15 protein-coding genes and 1 other RNA gene are annotated in these 19,317 nt (G+C 71.2%); 3 read left to right on the plus strand and 13 right to left on the minus strand.

All coding sequences use genetic code 11. From position 1 onward, the window contains the following. Positions 1-13: 13 nt before the first annotated feature. From IE325_RS37365 to ftsE, 9 genes are all read right to left on the minus strand, one after another. Complete coding sequence (locus tag IE325_RS37365; protein WP_190074612.1) at positions 14-994, minus strand: extracellular catalytic domain type 1 short-chain-length polyhydroxyalkanoate depolymerase; 981 nt, start codon at positions 992-994, stop codon at positions 14-16. 67 nt (positions 995-1,061) lie between these two features. Next, a complete protein-coding gene (locus IE325_RS37370; protein WP_190074613.1) occupies positions 1,062-1,628 on the minus strand; it encodes a hypothetical protein in 567 nt (188 codons plus the stop codon). Further along, complete coding sequence (locus IE325_RS37375) at positions 1,625-2,632, minus strand: DUF4232 domain-containing protein (protein WP_190074614.1); 1,008 nt, start codon at positions 2,630-2,632, stop codon at positions 1,625-1,627. Before IE325_RS37375 ends, IE325_RS37370 begins: the two co-directional genes overlap by 4 nt. A 74-nt stretch (positions 2,633-2,706) precedes the next feature. Next, the gene (locus tag IE325_RS37380) at positions 2,707-4,014 is read right to left on the minus strand and encodes a hypothetical protein (protein ID WP_190074615.1); all 1,308 of its coding nucleotides are present in this window, start codon (positions 4,012-4,014) and stop codon (positions 2,707-2,709) included. Between the two features lie 78 nt (positions 4,015-4,092). Beyond that, positions 4,093-4,461: a transfer-messenger RNA gene (gene ssrA / locus IE325_RS37385) on the minus strand. Between the two features lie 112 nt (positions 4,462-4,573). Continuing rightward, positions 4,574-5,116 carry an SsrA-binding protein SmpB gene (gene smpB, locus IE325_RS37390; protein WP_190074659.1) on the minus strand — a complete coding sequence of 181 codons (543 nt, stop codon included), beginning with the start codon at positions 5,114-5,116 and terminating at the stop codon, positions 4,574-4,576. Between the two features lie 84 nt (positions 5,117-5,200). Continuing rightward, positions 5,201-6,367 (minus strand): S41 family peptidase, encoded by a 1,167-nt coding sequence (locus IE325_RS37395; protein ID WP_190074616.1) that lies wholly within the window; start codon positions 6,365-6,367, stop codon positions 5,201-5,203. Between the two features lie 68 nt (positions 6,368-6,435). Next, positions 6,436-7,353, minus strand: coding sequence for a permease-like cell division protein FtsX (gene ftsX, locus IE325_RS37400; protein ID WP_190074617.1), 918 nt, complete (start codon positions 7,351-7,353; stop codon positions 6,436-6,438). Between the two features lie 38 nt (positions 7,354-7,391). Further along, positions 7,392-8,081: a cell division ATP-binding protein FtsE gene (gene ftsE, locus IE325_RS37405; protein ID WP_030952755.1), complete on the minus strand. Its 690-nt coding sequence runs from the start codon at positions 8,079-8,081 to the stop codon at positions 7,392-7,394. A 278-nt stretch (positions 8,082-8,359) separates the two neighbouring features. Between ftsE and IE325_RS37410 the strand changes: the two genes are divergently transcribed. Then, positions 8,360-8,551, plus strand: a complete 192-nt coding sequence (locus tag IE325_RS37410) for a hypothetical protein (protein WP_190074618.1) — start codon at positions 8,360-8,362, stop codon at positions 8,549-8,551. Positions 8,552-8,661: 110 nt separating this feature from the next. Here the strand turns inward: IE325_RS37410 and IE325_RS37415 are convergent, their stop codons facing one another. From IE325_RS37415 to IE325_RS37430, 4 genes are all read right to left on the minus strand, one after another. Continuing rightward, positions 8,662-9,294: a hypothetical protein gene (locus IE325_RS37415; protein ID WP_190074619.1), complete on the minus strand. Its 633-nt coding sequence runs from the start codon at positions 9,292-9,294 to the stop codon at positions 8,662-8,664. A 306-nt stretch (positions 9,295-9,600) separates the two neighbouring features. Then, a complete protein-coding gene (prfB, locus tag IE325_RS37420; RefSeq protein ID WP_190074620.1) occupies positions 9,601-10,707 on the minus strand; it encodes a peptide chain release factor 2 in 1,107 nt (368 codons plus the stop codon). Positions 10,708-10,842: 135 nt separating this feature from the next. Next, positions 10,843-12,084, minus strand: a complete 1,242-nt coding sequence (locus tag IE325_RS37425) for a serine/threonine-protein kinase (RefSeq protein ID WP_190074621.1) — start codon at positions 12,082-12,084, stop codon at positions 10,843-10,845. Between the two features lie 118 nt (positions 12,085-12,202). Further along, the gene (locus tag IE325_RS37430; protein ID WP_190074622.1) at positions 12,203-13,885 is read right to left on the minus strand and encodes a serine/threonine-protein kinase; all 1,683 of its coding nucleotides are present in this window, start codon (positions 13,883-13,885) and stop codon (positions 12,203-12,205) included. Positions 13,886-14,254: 369 nt separating this feature from the next. Between IE325_RS37430 and IE325_RS37435 the strand changes: the two genes are divergently transcribed. Both IE325_RS37435 and IE325_RS37440 read left to right on the plus strand, forming a co-directional pair. Continuing rightward, a complete protein-coding gene (locus tag IE325_RS37435) occupies positions 14,255-17,659 on the plus strand; it encodes an FHA domain-containing protein (protein ID WP_190074623.1) in 3,405 nt (1,134 codons plus the stop codon). A 271-nt stretch (positions 17,660-17,930) separates the two neighbouring features. Continuing rightward, positions 17,931-19,313: an ABC transporter substrate-binding protein gene (locus IE325_RS37440; RefSeq protein WP_190074624.1), complete on the plus strand. Its 1,383-nt coding sequence runs from the start codon at positions 17,931-17,933 to the stop codon at positions 19,311-19,313. Positions 19,314-19,317 lie beyond the last annotated feature (4 nt).

The following is a 19,317-nucleotide window of genomic DNA, read 5'->3' on the forward strand; positions in this document are numbered from 1 at the left end:
AGGGCACCTCGGCTCAGCCCAGCCCCCACGCCCGCCCCATCCGGTACGCGGCACACAGGTTCACATCCAGGACGTACGCCCCGGCGGTCCCGCACTGCTCGCTCCCGCTCCCCGGGTCGACGGGCTGCCCGTGCCCCATGCCGGTGACGCTGTACGTCTCCACGACCGCGCGCCCTGCCGCGTCCCGGAAGACCTGGTGCGGATACCCGGCGACCGTGTCGCTCACGTCGGCCGTCTGGTCGGTGCCGTGCACATCGGTCCACTGGCGCATGAGGTCGGTCATGTTGACGGGCTTCACGGTGTAGTCGGCCGTGCCCTGGAAGGCGATCAGCGTGGGCCAGGGGCCGGGGTGGGCGGCGCGTACGCGGTCGCCCCACTGCTTCGGGGTCTGAGTGGCCCCGACGTACATGCAGACGTACGGCGACCCGGCGGCCTGCGCGCATCCGTACGGCAGCCCGGCCACGATCCCGCCGGACGCGAACCGCTCCGGGTACGCCGCCATCATCACGGCCGTCATGCCGCCCCCGGCGGACAGCCCGGTGACATACACGCGCGACCCGTCGCCGGAGACATCGGCGAGCTGCCGGTCGACCATCTGGGCGACGGACGCGGCCTCGCCCTGGCCGCGCGCGATATCGCCGCTCTGGAACCAGTTGAAGCAGGAGGATGCGTTGTTGGCGGTCTGCTGCTGCGGCAGGACGACCGAGAAGCCCCAGCGGTCGGCGAGTTGGAGCCATCCGCTGCCGGTGCCATAGCCGGAGGCGTTCTGGGTGCAGCCGTGCAGGGCGACGACCACGGGCCGGCCGGTGGGCAGGCCGTCGGGGACGTAGCGGAACATGCGCAGGGCACCGGGGTTGGTCCCGAAGCCGGTGACCTCCTGGAGGGAGGCGGCGGTGGCCCGGCCGGGGGTGAGGAAGGCGGCGATCAGGGCGATGAGGAGGGTCGCCAGGGCGAGGGGGGTGGGACGGCGGCTTGCGGCTCTGGTCTGTGTCATGCGGAGGGACCGTAGAAGCGTGAACGGTCCGTCGATATGGGGTGGGACACCACAACGGACACGGCCGTCATGGGGGTGGGCCCTGCGGCAGGGTGCGGAACTGCCGCACGAGCGCCCTCGGGTCCCGCGCGACCTGCCACAGGCCGATCGAGAGCAGCAGCACGCTGGTGACGAAGCAGACCCAGAACACGAACTGGGCGCCCGTCGCCAGGTCATGGGTGCCGCCGCTGTCGTAGCGGCAGTACGCCTGCGGAGGAAACGCCTTGGAGACGCCGACACCGCCGTAGTACATGGAGCACGGGTCCTCGCCGGGGTCCTTGAGGGCGTCGTCCGCCGTGACGACCAGCAGCCAGGCGAGCGCCGTCGCCGGGACCGTGGCGAACACCGTCATCTTCGACCAGAGCGGCAGCCGGGGGTGGCCGAGGAGTCCGATCAGGGCGAGCAGTACGACCACGAACACCGCGGCGACGGCCACGGCGGCGGACGACTCGTCGAGCACCGCCTCCAGGAGCCAGATCACCGCGGCCACCGGGGGCGCGGTGAGGACGAGGACCTTGATGCCGCGGGGGATGCGCGGCTGGGCGAGCAGATACAGGGCGAGCGCGCAGGCGAGGAGGGCGAGGAGCGTGATCACGGCTGCCGGGTGGCGGCGGGGGCCGTCTCGTCCTTGCGCCACGGTCCGACGCCGAGCTTGCCCGTGGTGCCGAGGTCGAGGTCCGGTATCACCATGACGGGGCGGGCGTCCGGCTCGGGCCACACGCGGACGTACGGTGCGTTCACCGGGTCGCCGACGCCGAGTTCGGTGGTGTTGCGCCACGCCAGCGTGGTCGCCGCGGCCTCGCCCGGACGCAGGACGACCGGCTGCGGGCTGTCGCTCCCGCCGAGCCCGGTACTGATCGCACCGGTTCCCTCAAGGATCTTCACGCCCTTCACGGGGTCGTGGTCCTCGTCGTGGAGTTCCAGCTTCGGGTAACCGTCGAGCCGATACGTCCCGGTACCGCAGTTGACGAGATGCAGACCGACGACGCGCAGGCCCATGGCGGCGTCCCCCTGGTCGGCGTACAGATGCACCCCGGACTTGGGGCACGGCCCCGAGGCCGTCGAGAACTCGGCGGTGGGCACGCTGCGCACCTTGACCACCTCGACGCCCGTCACGTCGCTCGTCTGGACGCTCGCCTCCCTCATGGTGACGGTGCCCTTGACGGTCCGCCCCGGTTCTACCGCCTCGACGATGCCCTCCCCATTCACGGACGCGGCTCCCGACCCCGGGCGGAAACCGAGGGTCACCGTGTAATTCGCGGCCTCGGCCAGCCGATTGGTGACCTCGAAATCGGCGCTGTAGTCGACACCCTCACAGCCGCTCCCCGCTCCCCAGGCGTACAGCCCGGTGATCTTCACCCCGTCGTCGGGCTCACTGTCGGCGGAGGGCACGGGCACCGATCTCGGCGTACCGGATGGACTCGCGGCCGGTTCGGTGGCCGCCTGCTGCCCGCCGTACTGCGAGTACTGCGAGGGGCACAGCTTCTCGGCCCGGACCCGCCCGTTGTCACCGCCCGGCGAGGCGCTCTCGGAACCACATGCGGCAAGCAACAGAACACCGGCGATGACGGCCGGAGCCGTGCGGGAGGCGGTAGACATCCGCCCACCTCACCAGGGAGCGCTCCCACAGGCTGTGGCGGAACCCACACCTCCGGTCACAGCAGTGTCACAGATCACTCGTCACTCTGGACGCGATGGTCGACCTCGGTGACATGGAACTCTCCGTAGCCGAACCGCTCACCGAGCGCCTTGTAGCGGGCGAGCCTCGCTCTGGTGAGGAACATCCCCAGCGCGACCAAGGCGCGCAGGAACATCCGGAAGCCGAGGTCGGGATCCACCTGGGTGACGACCTGCTCCAGCGCCCGCGCCACCACGGCGCCGGGTATGGGGTGCCAGTGCGGCTGCACCTCCCTGGTCACCAACTCGGGTGCGATTTCCCGGAGTTCACGCAGCACCTCATCCGCCAGGTCCGCACGGACGGGCGCCGGAGCGGGATGGTGGTCCGGCGCCACATCCCGCAGCCGCTCCCGGCAGACATCGGCGATCTGCTCCAGCCATCGCCGTACGTCAATGCTGTAGCGGTCGATCCTGAAGCCGCCGTCGGACCCGGCCAGCCAGAGCGCGGTGAGCGCGTCATCGGACAGCTCGGAGGCGTGCAGCCGCGTGACGTCCGCCAGCAGAACGGCGGCCGCGGTGCCCGGCGGCTGCAGGACGTCGTCGTACCGGGCCGTGTCACGGACGACCTCCCGTGCCGTGTATTCGAACCATTCCCCGGAGAACCGCGAGACGAGTTCTGAGAACCCGAAGTTCCAGGAACTGTCACGGCGGGTGATGTCGATGGGCGGCCAGTCGACCCGCAGGTCGTCGCGGATGACCGCGAAGGGGTACCCGAACGGGTCGCTCAGCTCGACAAACCTGTCGTAGCGCCCCTTGGCCACCGTCACGGAGTGCGCCTTCAGGATCCGCAGCAGCAGCCGGAAGCCGAGCTCCTCATCGGCCTCGACAACGGCCGACCGCAGCGCCGCGACCGTACCGGGCACGGGGACCGCACGCACCAGGTCCGCCTCGACCGCCCCGATCTCGGCGAGTACGGCGTCCCGCATCGCCCCCTTCGCCGGCGCGCGAGGGCCATTCGGCGGCTTGATGACGCTCACATACTTCGTGGCAGCCCGCGGGCGCTTCGGCGCGGGCGGCGGATACGCCTCTGACCAGGCACGCAGCCAGGACCTTATGGTCGTCCCCCGAGCCGTCGGATCGAACCTTCCCCGGTCGGCGGCCAGCCACAGGGTCCGGATCACCTCGTCCGTCAGGTCGGACTCCAGCAGGCTCCGGGCATCCTCGCCGAGCTGCTCGTCCCCCTCGACCTCGCCCTCGGGCAACGGCAGCAGCTCGCCCCCCGCCCTCCCGGCGAGGCCGCTGAGCCCGAAGTCCGCGTCGTACATCACGTAGTACGGCTCGTCCTGCTCCTCCGGCTGTGCCATCGTCCCCCGTCCTTCGCGCTACCGGCATGACAAAGGCCCCGCTGCCCTAGAGCAGTGAGGCCTTTGTCCACATGGGATGAGTGGAGATGGCGGGAATCGAACCCGCGTCCAACGGTGCGGAATCAGGGCTTCTCCGTGTGCAGTTCGCTGTGATTTTCTCGGCCCCGGCGATCACGCGAACAAGTCGCCGACGGGCCCAGTCACTGTTAGATTTCCCTCTTCACCCCGTGACCGGGATCAAGGTTTAGTTCCCTAGCTGATGCCAGGATCCGGGTCGGGAACAGCCCCGGGCTGACACTTCGCAAGTCGCTACTTAGGCAGCGAGGGCGAAGGAATCGCGCTTGGTATTGGCGATTATTTTTTGCGACATATGGTTTACGAGATCATTGCCGCTTCCTCGACACGCTTCCCCTGCTTCGACAGCCGCTGTCGAAACCGATCATCCCCATGTTGTTTTTTCAATCCCTCCGGAGACCGGAGGAGGGCGCACCCTCTGTGAGGTGCAGGTCCATCGTACGTGACCAACGCACGACGATGCCAGCCAATTCCCGGCGGCCTCCTACACGCCCCGCTGCCGCCGCTTCGCCGCCGCGATCGCGCGGTCCGACTCCCGCCGGTCCTGCTTCTCGCGCAGGGTCTGACGCTTGTCGTACTCCTTCTTGCCTCGTGCGAGGGCGATCTCGGCCTTCGCGCGGCCGTCCTTGAAGTACAGGGCGAGCGGCACGATGGTGTGGCCCGTCTCCTGGGACTTGGCCTCCAGCTTGTCGATCTCCTCGCGGTGCAGGAGCAGCTTGCGCTTGCGGCGCGCGGAGTGGTTGGTCCAGCTGCCCTGGTGATACTCCGGGATGTGGGCGTTGTGCAGCCACGCCTCGCCCCGGTCGATCTGGACGAAGCCGTCGGTCAGCGACGTCCGGCCCTCGCGCAGCGACTTGACCTCGGTGCCCATGAGGACGAGGCCCGCCTCATAGGTGTCGATGATCGCGTAGTCGTGCCGGGCCTTCTTGTTCTGGGCGACGATCTTGCGCTTGCCGCCCTTCTCGCCTTCCCTGGCCTTCGCGGCCGTCCCGCCCTGCTTGGGCTGGGACTCCTTCGGTACGTACATTCCCTTGCTCATAGTGCCGTCCATTTTCGCACTACGGAGGGGGTGCGGGGAAAGCCGATTTACTAGGTCGGTCCACTACTCGGTCTACGACTCGCCGAGGCCGCTCAGGACCGTCTCGGCCCGCCCCAGCACACCGCGGTCGGCCTCCAGGTCGGGGGTGATGCCCCGGCCGTCGACGGTCCGCCCGGAGGGGGTGCGGTAGTGGCCGACGGTCAGCTCGGCGACGGAGCCGTCGGGCAGCCGGCTCGGCATCTGTACCGAACCCTTGCCGAAGGTGCGGGTGCCCACGACGACCGCGCGACCGCGGTCCTGGAGGGCGCCGGTGAGCAGTTCGGCGGCGCTCATGGTGCCGCCGTCGACGACCGCGACGAGCGGCCGGCCGGTGTCGCCGCCGGGTTCGGCGTGCAGGGCGCGCTGGGCGCCGTCGACGTCGTAGGTGGCGACGAGGCCGCCGTCGAGGAAGGCGGAGGCGGCGGTGACGGCCTCGGTGACCAGACCGCCGGAGTTGCCCCGCAGGTCGAGGACGATGCCGGTGGCGGCCGGGGCCTTGCGTACGGCGGCTCGGACCTCGTCGCCCGCGCCCTTGGTGAAGGACGCGATCCGGATGACGGTGATGCCGCCGGCGAGCGACCGAACGGTGACCGGGTCGATGGACATCCGGGCGCGCCGCAGTGTGAGGTCCCACGCGCGCGTGCCCCGTTCCACGCCCAGCCGCACGCTCGTACCGGCCGGCGTGTCCAGCGTGTCGCCCCTGAGTAAGGCGACGACCTCGGTCACCGGACGCCCGTCGACCTCGGCGCCGTCGACGCTGCGCAGCCGGTCTCCCGCGCGGATCCCTGCGGTGGCCGCGGGCGATCCGGGCCGCACCTTCGACACCTCGATACGGCCGTCCCGCTCACGCCGGGCCCACAGCCCGACGCCGGTGTACGCGCCGTCCAGGGCCTCCTCGAACTCCTCGTACTCGCCCTGGGAGTAGACGGCGCCCCAGCGGTCGCCGCTGCGGCTGACCGCGCGTTCGGCGGCCTCCATGGGGGACTCGCCGGCGGCCATGGCCTCGGCGGCGGCCTCGGCGACGTCCTCGGGCCGCCCCGCGGGTACGGCCGAACGGGCCTCGTCGGCCGGGGATTTCCGGTCAGGGCCGGGCAGCGAGCCGGTCGCGGCACCGGCGACGAGCACGCTCGCGAAGACCAATGTCAGGGCGGCCCCGCGGCCGAAGCGGCGGGGCTGACAGAACAGGTCACGACCTGACATGCCGGTGAGTCTAGGACAACGCGAAGGGGCCGTACGGTGCCTTGCCCGTACGGCCCCCTTGGCGTTGGTCACACCTTCAGGTACTTGCGCAGCGCGAAGAACGCCGCCAACGCCGGCATCAGCAGGCTTGTCGCGAGGATGAGCGGCAGCTTCGTCAACACCGCGTCCCAGCCGATGAAGTTGATCAGATTCAGTTTCTCCGACAGGGCCAGGCCGTGGTCGATGATGAAGTACCGGGCGACCACCAGGAAGCCACAGGCGACCGTGCCGCCGATGAGCCCGGCGACCGCGGCCTCCATGATGAACGGCGCCTGGATGTAGAAGCCGGAGGCGCCGACCAGCCGCATGATGCCGGTCTCACGCCGCCGGCTGAACGCCGAGACCCGCACGGTGTTGACGATCAGCATCAGCGCGACGACCAGCATCAGCGCCATCACCGCCCGCGCGGCCCAGTTCATGCCGTTCAGCAGCCCGAACAGGTTGTCCAGGATGCCCTTCTGGTCCTGCACGGACTGCACACCGTCACGCCCGTCGAAGGCGGTCGCGATGACCTGGTACTTCTCCGGGTCCTTCAGCTTGATCCGGTACGACTCCTGCATCTGGTCCGGCGTCAGGGAGGCGGCCAGCGGGGAGTCGCCGAACTGCTCCTTGTAGTGCTTGTACGCCTGGTCCTGCGACTCGTACGTCACCTTCTCGACGACCGTCATCTTGTCCAGGTCGCCGAGGATCTCCTTCTTCTGGTCGTCGGTGACCGCACCCTTGGCGCAGTTGGGGTCGGACTCGGCGTCGCTCTTGTTGCAGAGGAAGACGGAGACGTTGACCTTGTCGTACCAGTAGCCCTTCATCGTGTTGACCTGGTCGCTCATCAGGAGCGACCCGCCGAACAGGGCGAGCGACAGGGCTACGGAGACGATGACGGCGAACGTCATCGTCAGATTGCGGCGGAGACCGACACCGATCTCGGAGAGTACGAACTGGGCGCGCATGGCGTCTGGTTAAGCCTTTCCGTGGAGCGTGTCGGCGGTCAGTGCTGGTAGCCGTAGACGCCGCGTGCCTGGTCGCGGACGAGGCGGCCCTTCTCCAGCTCGATGACGCGCTTGCGCATCTGGTCCACGATGTTCTGATCGTGCGTGGCCATCACGACCGTCGTGCCCGTCCGGTTGATCCGGTCGAGCAGCTTCATGATGCCGACGGAGGTCTGCGGGTCGAGGTTGCCGGTGGGCTCGTCGCAGATGAGCAGCTTCGGACGGTTCACGAAGGCGCGGGCGATGGCCACCCGCTGCTGCTCACCACCCGACAGCTCGCCGGGCATCCGGTCCTCCTTGCCGCCGAGCCCGACGAGGTCGAGCACCTGCGGCACGGACTTGCGGATCTCGCCGCGCGACTTGCCGATGACCTCCTGGGCGAAGGCGACGTTCTCGCCGACCGTCTTGTTCGGCAGCAGCCGGAAGTCCTGGAACACCGTCCCCAGCTGGCGCCGCATCTGCGGGACCTTCCAGTTGGAGAGGCGCGCGAGGTCCTTGCCCAGAATGTGCACCTGTCCATGGCTGGCCCGCTCCTCGCGGAGGATCAGCCGCAGGAAGGTGGACTTTCCGGAGCCGGAGGACCCCACGAGGAACACGAACTCGCCCTTCTCCACTTCCAGGGACACATCCCTGAGTGCGGGGCGGGTCTGCTTGGGGTAGACCTTGGAGACGTTGTCGAATCGGATCACGGATGCACCACGGGTAGCCGGGGGTAGATGAGCGTGACCATACGCGAACCAGGGGTGGGGGCGCAGTCGCCGGAAGGGGTTGCGTAGAGCTTGTGCGTTTTTGTGCCGGTCAGGTGACGCCCTCCCAGCCACACACGGCCCGCAGCCGCGAGACAATGGAACCCACCACTCCGCAGGCGCCCGAGCCGCACACGGAGGAACCTGGCATTGTAGAAGGGGGAACGTTCCACGGGCCGAACCCGTTGAACCCCCGGAGGGACTCGCAAGGAGGGTGGCGCATGACGTACGACCGGCTGGTGTGCGCGAACTGTGCCGCGCCCGTGAGTGAGGGCCGCTGCCCCGTGTGCCGGGCGAACCGTGAGCGGCTGCAGCAGGAGAACTTGTTCGCGGGTCTGAACCCGATGACGCTGATCGCCCTGCTGGCAGTGCTGATCGCGGCGGTCGCGCTGCTGGCGCACCAGACAGCGTAAGAGGCATTCGCTCCACCGCACGCGGACATGACGAGGGGCCCGGAGCGAAGCACGCTCCGGGCCCCTCGACCGTACGACGTCAGTCACACGGCGTGCACGACGGGCTACCGTCAGGCAGCTGCACCGCTGCGACCACCCGCGAGACGCGGCAGGACGCGGAAGCCGATGCCACCGGCGATCATCGTGGCGGCACCGATCAGCAGGAACGCGGTCTGACCGGCACCGGTCTCGGCGAGCTCGTCGCCGCCGCCCTGGGCGGCGTTGTTGGCGCCCGCACCCGTGCCCGTGCCGGTGTTGTCGTCCGCACCGGTGTCGCCGAGGCCGCTGGAGCCCTCCTCCTGGGTGGAGGTGCCGCCGTCGGGGTCGGTGTTGTTGTTGCCGTTACCGTTCCCGTTGCCATTCCCGTTTCCGTTGCCATTGCCGTTCCCGTTGCCCGGGTCGGTCGGCTCGGTGGTCGGGTCCTCGGTGGGCTCCTGCGGCTCGGTCGGCTCCTCGGTGGGCTCCGTCGGGTCCGTGGGCTCCTCGGTCGGGATGTCCGTCGGGATGTCCGTGGGAATGTCGGTCGGCGGGTCCGTGGGAGCCGGCGGCTCGGTCGGGTCCTCGCCCACGCACAGGATGCCGAGCAGGCAGTCGTCCTCGGCCTCCGCGGCAGAAGCGGCACCCGCAGCCGTGAGCGAGGCACCGGCGGCGATCACGGCGCCGGCCGCGAGGCGCGCGATGCGGATCCGCGTCTTCTTAGTCATCTGGTTGCTACCCCCAGTAGCCGAATCGTCAATGAGGCTGCACTCAGGGGCAGGGCCGTGATCAACGGGGTAGCAGAACATGAGCCCCCCGGTTCACATGCGCCCCAGAGATACGCATGCCACGCTTTACCCTTCCCATTTTTCAAGAGCACGTCAAGGCCGATCCGAGCGGGATGTCCAAATGCGGGCTCTTTGATGGGGGTTGGAAGCTGTGAGTGTGATGTAAAACCCAGACATGCAGGCACAGAAAAGGCAACTGCCGCCGAGGTGGCGGCAGTTGCCTTGTCGACAAAGCAACGTCGTCGGCTACTTCTCCTGCTGCTTGCGCCAGCGAATTCCGGCCTCCAGGAAACCCTCGATCTCACCGTTGAAAACGGCCTCGGGGTTACCGACCTCGAACTCGGTCCGCAGATCCTTGACCATCTGGTACGGGTGCAGCACGTACGACCGCATCTGGTTGCCCCAGGAGTTGCCGCCGTCGCCCTTGAGGGCGTCCATCTTGGCCTGCTCCTCCTGGCGGCGGCGCTCGAGCAGCTTCGCCTGGAGGACGTTCATCGCGGTGGCCTTGTTCTGGATCTGCGACCGCTCGTTCTGGCAGGAGACGACGATGCCGGTGGGGATGTGGGTGAGCCGCACCGCGGAGTCGGTGGTGTTCACGCCCTGGCCGCCGGGACCGGAGGACCGGTAGACGTCGACCCGCAGCTCGGACTCGTCGATCTCGATGTGGTCGGTCTGCTCGACCACGGGCAGCACCTCGACGCCCGCGAAGGACGTCTGGCGGCGGCCCTGGTTGTCGAAGGGCGAGATGCGCACGAGGCGGTGGGTGCCCTGCTCGACCGAGAGGGTGCCGTAGGCGTACGGCACCTGCACGGCGAAGGTGGTCGACTTGATGCCGGCCTCTTCGGCGTACGACGTCTCGTAGACCTCGGTCTTGTAGCCCTTCTGCTCCGCCCAGCGCAGATACATCCGCTGGAGCTTCTCGGCGAAGTCGGCGGCGTCGACGCCGCCCGCCTCCGCGCGGATGTTGACGAGCGCCTCACGGGCGTCGTACTCACCGCTGAGCAGCGTGCGGACCTCCATCTCGTCCAGTGCCTTCTTGACGGCGGCGAGCTCGGACTCGGCCTCGGCACGGGTGTCCGGGTCGTCCTCCTCCTCGGCCATCTCGAAGAGAACGCCGAGGTCGTCGATACGACCGCGGAGGGCCTCGGCCTTCCGCACCTCCGCCTGGAGGTGGGAGAGCTTGCTGGTGATCTTCTGCGCCTCGTCCGGGTTGTCCCACAGGGACGGCGCGGCCGCCTGCTCCTCGAGCACGGCGATGTCTGCCCTCAGCTTGTCGAGGTCCAGAACGGCCTCGATCGACTCCATGGTCGAGGAGAGGGACTTGAGCTCTTCGGATACATCGACGACTGCCACGCCTCCAGCGTAACGGCTCCGCCAGGCGGGCAGAGCCGGGTGACCGCCGCCTGCGGGGGACCCGGGTCACCAGTGGGTCTGCTGGGGAGGGGCTCAGGAGCGCCGGGGCCACCAGTGGGTCCGCCGGGGTGGGGCTCAGGGGGTCGACGGGGCCGAGTTGTTCGTGTCCTGAGGGGTCGCGCCCGTGTCGTCCTCCGATGTCGCCAGCCAGGTGCCCACTCCGGCCGCCGCCACCAGCAGCGCGGCGGCCGTGCCCAGCACGATGCGCCGACGCCTTGTCACCGCGCGGTGGCGGGCGGAGCCCGGCCGGGGCGCTCCCGTCGCCCTCGGCACCCGTGCCGTACCTCGCGCGCCGCCGGCCAGCTCATCGGGACCGGGCACCCTCATCGACGTATGTGTGTCGCGGTTGGAGTCGGCCGGCTTGGCGCCGGGCACGAGGGGGACCGCGCCCCTTCGGCGTGCCCGCTCCCCCGCCGGTGCCGCCTCCTCGGCGGCCGGGGCCTCGTCCTCCGCCGACTCCGCCTCCGGCTCGTCCACGTCCAGCGGTGGCATCCCGGCGATCAGCGGCAGCAGCTCCCGCAGGCGCGCGCCGAGCTCCGAGGCGCGCAGCCGTGAGGCCGGTGCCTTGGCCAGGCACTGCACGATCAGCTGCCACAGTTCGTCGGGGATGCCGGGCAGCGGGGCCACCGTCTCGGTGACATGGCGGCGCAGGACCGCGCCGGGGTGGCCGCCGCCGAAGGGGGTGAAGCCTGCCAGCAGCTCGTACAGGACGGTGGCGAGGGCGTAGATGTCGACGGCGGCGCGGGGCGGCAGGCCCTCGACGATCTCCGGGGCCAGGTAGTCGGGGGTGCCGATGATCTTCGTCGCGCGGGTGCGGCGGGGCGAGTCGATGAGTTTCGCCACACCGAAGTCGGTCAGCAGGGCGGGGTGCGAGCCGCCGGGGCCCAGGGGGCCCTGCATGTCCAGCAGGACGTTCTCCGGTTTGACGTCCCGGTGCACGACGCCCGCCGCGTGCGCCGCCGCGAGCCCGTCCGCGATGTCCGCGACGATCGCGACCGCCGCCTCCGGGGCCAGCCGCCGGTCGCGGTCGAGGCGGGTGCGCAGGTCGGTGCCGCGGACCAGGTCCATGACGAGCGCGAGGTCGTTGCCGTCGACGACGAGGTCGCGTACGGAGACCACGTGCGGGTGCTCCAGGCCGAGCAGCGCCGTGCGCTCCTGGACGAAGCGTCCGACGAGCTCCTGGTCGGACGCGAGATCCTCGCGCAGCAGCTTGATGGCGACGGGCCCCTCGGGACCCTCGCCCAGCCACACCGTGCCGGCGCTGCCCCGCCCCAGGATCTGGTTGGCGGTGTACCGGCTGCCGATCTTCCGTGCCAAGACTGCTCCTACTGCCGCGTGTTGTCGCTAAAACTACGCGTCCGAAGAGCCAACCTTCACTGCCGAGGCGGAAATCACCCGCCAGGTGTCGACAAATAACCAAACTGGCCGACGCCGGTCAGTTGGTGCCCGAGCCTCCGCCGGAACCGCCGCCCAGGTCGCCGATCCACCCGGTCACGGTGCTGACCCAGTCGCTGAGCTGCTCCCAGTAGCCCTTGCCGGTGCCGATCCACTCCTGCAGCGGGCTCAGCTCCCAGACGAGCCAGCCCGCGACGAACAGGATGATGATCGTGAACAGACAGCCCTTGAGGCAGCCGAGGCCGGGGATCCGCATCGGGTTGGCGCTGCGCTGACGCGGCTCGCGCTGCGGACGCTGCGGCTCCGGCGCGGGCGGCGGGGCGTACCGCTGCGGCTGCTGCTGCGGCTGGCGCGGTGGGGCGTACGGCTGCGGCTGGTGCTGCTGCGGATGGCCGTAGCCCTGGGGCGGGCGGCCAGGCGGCGGGCCCTGCGGCGGGCGCTGCTGCTGGGGCTGCTGCTGCGGGCGGGCCACCTGGCGCTGGGGGCGGCGGCGCAGCGGGTCCTGGTTGGGGTCGAGGTACTGGACCTGCGTCTGTTCGTTGCGGTCCCGGGCCGCGCGCAGCTGGTTCTGCCAGGGGTGCGGGTCCTCGGGGCCGGGGCCGCCGCCGGGCTGGCCCTGGGGCATCGGCGGCATGACGGCCGTCGGATCGGCCGCGCCGGGGCCGCCGGTGTGCGGCAGTACGGCCGTGGGGTCGGCCGCGCCGGGGGCGCCGGTGTGCGGCATGACGTTGGTCGCGGCGTTCGGGTCGAACGAGCCCGCGCCGTGCGGCAGCACCTGGGTCGGGTCGGCCGAGCCGGGCACGGTGGCCGGGGCCGGGTCCGGGGCGAGCAGCGCGCCGACGCCCTCTGCGGCGGCGATCTGCGCGGAGTTCGAGTGGACGCCGATGCCCTCGGCGACGACGCGCAGTCCGCGGGCGAGGTTCTCGGCGCTGGGCCGGTCGTCGGGGTTCTTGCGCAGACAGCGTTCTATGACGGTCCACAGCGGGTCGGGGACCGTGGACGGGCGGCGCGGCTCGGCGCTGAGGTGCTGGTGGAGAACCTCCAGGGCGGAGCCGCCGCCGAACGGGGGACGCCCGGTGACCAGCTCGTACAGCAGGATCCCGGCGCCGTAGATGTCGACGGCGGACGTCTGCGGGCGGCCCTCGGCGGACTCGGGCGCGACGTACGCGGGCGTGCCGACGAACTCATGGGTGCGGGTCAGGCCCGGGGAGTCGGCGAGGCGGGCGATGCCGAAGTCGGTCAGCAGGGGGTGCATCTGGCCGCCGTTCTGCTGGAGCAGGACGTTGGCGGGCTTCAGGTCGCGATGGACGACGCCGTCGGCGTGGCTCGCGGCCAGCGCGTCGGCGATCTGCGCGGTGAGCAGGGCTGCGGCGACGGGGGTGAAGGGGCCGTTCTCGCGCAGGTAGCGGTGCAGGTCGGGGCCCTCGACGAGGTCCATGACCAGGGCCAGCAGCTCGCCCTCGACGACCAGGTCACGGACCCGGACGATATTCGGGTGGGTCAGCCGCAGCAGGACGGACCGCTCGCGCAGGAAGCGCATGACGATGTCCGCGTCGCTGGCGAGCTCCTCCTTGAGGACCTTGATCGCGACGGTCTCGCCGGGCTGCCCCGGCACGGCCGCCTCGGCACCGGCGGTCTCCCGCTGGCGGGCCCGCCACACGGTCCCCGTGGCGCCACGACCCAGCGGCTCCTCGAGGAAGTACTTGCTGCCTACCGGCCGCACGTCGCGCTCCCTGCTGCTTGTCTACGTTCCGACCCACTGTAGTGCCGTGTCACCGGGCACCGGCCTGTCGCCGTTCTGTGCGTCTTACGTACGGCTTCCCGTACATGTTCGAAGGAAAGACGCTCGGCTCTGTCTCGTGGTTGCCGCAAGCGGACGTGAGCGATCTCAAGTGATCGCCGACAGGGCACTTGTCCGGCACTTTTGCGGGCAGAGCCGACCAATCAAGATCACTTGCCTTCGGGCGGGGGGCGCGTTGTCAGTGGCAGGTGCGAGGATGCGGGGAGTACTGGCCGAAGTGCTCGTGCGGGGTGGGGAGATCCATCAGACGGGCCCTGGTCCGCGCCCGCGCAGAAGGGACCGCTGACGCCGATGCAGATCCGGCTGACCGTCGTAGACCCGCTGGCTCCGCCTGCCCCGGCGCGTGGCCGCGCCGCGAGCTGCGACGTGCTGGTCACGGCGCCCGCGGGCACAGCCCTGGCCGTGGTGGCGTCGGCGCTCGCCTCCGCGGTGTCCGGCACCGACGGCCCCGTCGCGCTGTACGCGGGCGTGGAGCGCCTCGACGACCGGCGCAGCACCCTCGGCGAGCCCCCGCTGATAGACGGCGCGGTGCTGTCCCTCGGCGCACCTGCGGCACCGGAGCCCCACCCCGAGCTGGACGACGCCCCGACCCAGCTCCATGTGGTGGCGGGCCCGGACGCGGGCGGGGTGCATCTCCTGCACGGCGGCGAGATCCGCATCGGCCGCTCCGCCGACGCCGATGTGCCGCTCGACGACCCGGACGTGTCCCGGCTGCACTGCGCGGTCACGGTCGCCGCGGACGGCCGTGTCTCGGTCGCCGACCTCGGCTCCACCAACGGCACCACGCTGGACGGCACCCGCCTCACCACCCGCGCGGTGCGCTTCACGCCGGGCGCGCTGCTGCGGATCGGCGAGTCGGCCCTGCGGCTGACTCCGGCCGGGGGTCCGGGGGCGCGGGTGCGGACGGAGCCGGACGGGGAGGGGTATGTACGCGTCCCCGCCGGAAGCGACGCCGACCTCCCCGCGGCGGTGCCGCACGCACGCGTGGCGGACGGCGGCGACGACACCGCTCCGCGCTCGGAACACGGTCCGGTCGAGCCGCCCATCGTGCCGGTCCAGGGCGGGGCGCCGCGGATCGAAGACCACGGCGGCTCTCGGACATCACCCGCCGTACCGCGCGGAGGCGACACCCACGGCGCGGGCCTGGGAGTGGGAGCGCTCGGCCACACGGACACCACGGACGCCGGGACCGGCGGCAACCGCAAGGGCACCCCGCTGCGCGGCACCGACGTGCCGCAGGGCTTGCGCAGGCGCGGCGGGCTCACGGCGTGGGCACGACGACTGACCGGCGGACGCGCGGAGCAGGGGACGGGCCGGCCCGATGCCTACGACGACGACCTGCCCCCCACTTCCGCCGAGCGCCTTCCGGTGGCGGGCGGCCCCCGCCTGCCGGAGATCTGGCCGGACCCGGCCTCCCTGCTGCTGACCGCCCTGGGCCCCGGCCCCCGGCTGTGGGAGCGCGCCCTCAGCCACGCCGAGGCACTCACGGTACGACTGGGCACCGCCGACCGCGCGGCGCCCGACGGCTCCGGGCTGCTGCCCGCCGTACCGGTGACCGCCGACCTGCGCGAGGTCGGCGCGCTGGGCCTCGCCGGCCCGCGTGAGCGGCTCGCCGGACTGGCCCGCGCGGTCCTCGCCCAACTCGCCGCGCTGCACTCCCCCGAGTCCCTGGAAGTGGTCCTCCTCAGCGCCGACCGCACCCGCCCCCTGGAGGAACGCACCGCCGAGTGGTCCTGGCTGGGCTGGCTCCCCCACGTCCGCCCCGGGCACGGCCAGGACTGCCGCCTCCTGCTCGCCTACGACCGCGAACAGGCGACGGCCCGCACGGAGGAACTGCTCCGCCGCCTGGACGACATGGCGGCGGAGCCGGGGGCGGAGGGTCGGGCTGCGGCTTTGGCTGGAGGGGGTGGTCGGGGGACGGCGGCCGCTGGGTCGGGCGGTGAGCCTCCGGCTCAACGTGCGGTACGGCGGCCCTCCTGGGCGCGGGACGACGTACCGGGTGACGGGGCGGACGGGTTCGCGGGGCCGTACACCGTGGTCGTCGTGGACGGCGATCCCGGGGGCGCCGATCTGCGGGACGCCGTGGCGCGGCTGGCACTGGAGGGGCCCCGGGCCGGGATACACGTCGTATGCCTCGCCGAGACGGCCGCGGCGTCGCCCGCGTCGCCGGTGACGGACACGTACGAGGCGGCGTGCACGGTGTCGCCGACGTTCCGGGAGTGCGGTGCGGTCGCGCTGCTGAGCGGCGATGTGGCCACGGCGCTGCGGCTGTTGCGAGTCGCGCGCGGCGGGGTCATCGCCGAGCAGGGCGGGATGAGCGAGGAGCCGGTGGATGACGGCACGGTCGGGGGCCAGGAGCGTTACACCGCCCCCACCACCCACGACCCCGCCGCACCCAGCACCGGAGCCCAAGCCCTCGAAGGCCACGGCCCCATAGGCCACGGCACCGTCGCCGCCGTGGACGCCGTGTCGTTGGCCTGGGCGGAGCGGTTCGCACGGGCGCTCGCTCCGTTGCGGACCGAGGGTGGGGTCGGGGGGCGGCAGGCCCGGGTGTCCGTGCCGTTGCCGCAGGTGGCGCGGCTGTTGGACGAGTTGGGGCTGGCGCGGGCCACACCGGCGTCGCTGATGGCGCGGTGGGCCGACGCGGGCGATGACGCGAAGGCGCTCGGCGGGCGGGCGTGCGCCGTGCTCGGGGCCGGGCCGCGTGGCCCGGTCTGCGCGGATCTCGGCGCTGACGGCCCGCATCTGCTGATCGAGGGACCGCCTGGCAGCGGCCGTACGGAGTTGCTGAGGGCCGTCGTGGCGTCGCTCGCAGCGGCCGAGCGGCCGGACCGGCTGGGCGTCGTCCTGGTCGACGGCCGGGACGGCGTCGGCGCGCACGGCGACGGGCTGCGGGCGTGCACCGACATACCGCATGTCACCACCCACCTCACCGCCAACGACCCGGTCCGCATGCGGGAGTTCGCCCAGTCGCTCAGCGCCGAGCTGAAGCGGCGGGCCGAGCTGCTCGGGCGGTCCGACTTCACCGAGTGGCACACCGGGCGCGCGCTGTCGGGCCGGATGGTCGCGCAGCGCGCCGCCACCGCGGGGGCGAGCGAGGCGAACGGGGATCTGGACACACCGTCCAGTTCCACGCTGCGGCTGCGGCCGGGCGCGGGCCGGCGACAGGCCGAGGCCGTGCCGCCGCTGCCCCGGCTGGTCGTGGTCGTGGACGACCTGGACGCCCTGGTCTCCCCCGCCCTGGGCTCGCTGGGCCGGCCCGCGGCGGGCTCGGTGATAAGGGCGCTGGAGGCCGTGGCGCGCGAGGGCGAGCGGCTCGGCGTACACCTGGTGGCCGCCGCGGCCGTCGGGGGCCGTACGGCGGAGTCGGAGCCGGCGCGGCGGGCGACGCTGCGGGTGACGCTGGACGCGGTGACGGCCGGGCCGGACGAACCGGCGCCGGGGCGCGGCCGGTTGACCTGGGCGGACGGCCGGGCGGTGCCGTTCCAGGGCGGCCGGGTCACCGGACGTATCCCGCGGACGGCGACCCTGCGGCCGACGGTCGTGCCGTTGGAGTGGCACCGGATGGGCGACCCCCCGGCCCGCCGCCAGGTACGGGAGTTGGGCAACGGGCCGACGGACCTGGCCCTGCTGGCCAGCGCGGTGGAGCGGGCGGCACGGGAGGTCTCGGCGACCGAGGTCCCGTCACTCCTGTAACTCGACCGACACGGCGTCACTTCCATCGCACCGGTCGGCGCAATCCAGCCCGCCCGGCGTTTGAGGACGAGGCCGTTCAGGCCGATAGCGGGGGTCTGGGGGCAGCCGCCCCCAGCAACGTTCACAACAGGGCTGGGCACCTGGTCACGACGCGGTCACGATCTCCCGGTTGACAGCGGACGCGCCCTTGCCGACCCCAAACGCAGGGCGTAGACCAGATCGCACGGGACAGCGCTCGAACGTTCGACGAGGCACGAAGAACGGGGCAGTGATGCGCAGCACGAGCAGCAAGAACCGGACGAGCAGGGCCGCGCGGACCGCGGCAGCCGTATTCGCGGGCGCCCTCGCCCTCTCCCTCACCGCCTGCGGTGGCGGCGACGACAACGGCGATGGAAATGAGCAGGGTGGTTCCGGCGACGAGACCGCCGCCACCGTCACTCTCCCCAAGCTGGACGGCGAATCCCTGGAGGTCGCCGCCGTATGGACCGGTGCCGAGCAGGCGAACTTCAAGAAGGTCCTCGCGGAGTTCGAGAAGCGCACCGGCGCAAAGGTCACCTTCGTGCCCGCGCAGGACCCGATCATCAACTTCCTCGGCTCGAAGGTCGCGGGCGGCCAGCCGCCGGACATCGCGATGCTTCCGCAGCCCGGCGCCATCAAGCAGGCCGTCGAGAAGAAGTGGGCCAAGCCGCTGGGCGCCGACGCGATCAAGGAGCTCCAGGAGAACTACTCGCAGGGCTGGCAGAACATCGGCAAGGTCGACAACAAGCAGTACGGCGTCTACTACAAGGCCGCCAACAAGTCGCTGATCTGGTACAACACCCAGGTCTTCGAGAACGCGGGCGCCAAGGAGCCCAAGACCTGGGACGAGCTCCTCACCACCGCCCAGACCGTCTACGACTCCGGCGTCACACCGTTCTCGGTGGGCGGTGCCGAGGGCTGGACCCTCACCGACTGGTTCGAGAACATCTATCTCTCCCAGGCGGGTCCCGAGAAATACGACCAACTCGCGCAGCATGAGATCAAGTGGACCGACCCCTCCGTCAAGGACGCGCTCACCACGCTCGCCCAGGTGTGGGGCAAGAAGGACTATGTGGCGGGCGGCGCGACCGGCGCGCTGCAGACCGACTTCCCGGCCTCCGTCACCCAGACCTTCACCGGCGGCGACCAGCCGAAGGCGGCCATGGTCTACGAGGGCGACTTCGCACAGGTCAACATCACGCAGGCGAAGGCCGAGGTGGGCACGGACGCGAAGGTGTTCCCGTTCCCGACCGTCGGTGACACCGCGCCCGTCGTCTCCGGCGGCGACGCGGCCGTCATCCTCCAGGACTCCAAGGCGGCGCAGGCCCTGGCCACCTGGCTCGCCTCCCCGGACGCGGCGACGATCCAGGCGAAGCTCGGCGGCTATCTCTCGCCGAACAAGAACGTCGACAACTCGGCCTATCCGAACGCGGTGCAGCAGAAGATCGCCAAGGCGCTCATCGACTCCGGCGACGACTTCCGCTTCGACATGTCCGACCAGGCCCCGCAGGCGTTCGGCGGCACCCCCGGCAAGGGCGAGTGGAAGGCACTGCAGGACTTCCTGAAGAACCCGTCCGACATCGCGGGCACCCAGCGGACGCTGGAGGCCGACGCGGCCGCGGCGTACGGAAACTGACGCC

It is taken from the genome of Streptomyces lanatus (assembly GCF_014655715.1).
Taxonomy (GTDB): domain Bacteria; phylum Actinomycetota; class Actinomycetes; order Streptomycetales; family Streptomycetaceae; genus Streptomyces; species Streptomyces lanatus.

Bases quoted from the DNA above. Each gene is read 5' to 3' on its own strand.
- IE325_RS37365 (WP_190074612.1), bottom strand. From the start codon at position 994: ATGACACAGACCAGAGCCGCAAGCCGCCGTCCCACCCCCCTCGCCCTG.
- IE325_RS37375 (WP_190074614.1), bottom strand. From the start codon at position 2,632: ATGTCTACCGCCTCCCGCACGGCTCCGGCCGTCATCGCCGGTGTTCTG.
- IE325_RS37380 (WP_190074615.1), bottom strand. From the start codon at position 4,014: ATGGCACAGCCGGAGGAGCAGGACGAGCCGTACTACGTGATGTACGAC.
- smpB (WP_190074659.1), bottom strand. From the start codon at position 5,116: ATGTACGTACCGAAGGAGTCCCAGCCCAAGCAGGGCGGGACGGCCGCG.
- IE325_RS37395 (WP_190074616.1), bottom strand. From the start codon at position 6,367: ATGTCAGGTCGTGACCTGTTCTGTCAGCCCCGCCGCTTCGGCCGCGGG.
- ftsX (WP_190074617.1), bottom strand. From the start codon at position 7,353: ATGCGCGCCCAGTTCGTACTCTCCGAGATCGGTGTCGGTCTCCGCCGC.
- IE325_RS37410 (WP_190074618.1), top strand. From the start codon at position 8,360: ATGACGTACGACCGGCTGGTGTGCGCGAACTGTGCCGCGCCCGTGAGT.
- IE325_RS37415 (WP_190074619.1), bottom strand. From the start codon at position 9,294: ATGACTAAGAAGACGCGGATCCGCATCGCGCGCCTCGCGGCCGGCGCC.
- IE325_RS37435 (WP_190074623.1), top strand. From the start codon at position 14,255: ATGCAGATCCGGCTGACCGTCGTAGACCCGCTGGCTCCGCCTGCCCCG.
- IE325_RS37440 (WP_190074624.1), top strand. From the start codon at position 17,931: ATGCGCAGCACGAGCAGCAAGAACCGGACGAGCAGGGCCGCGCGGACC.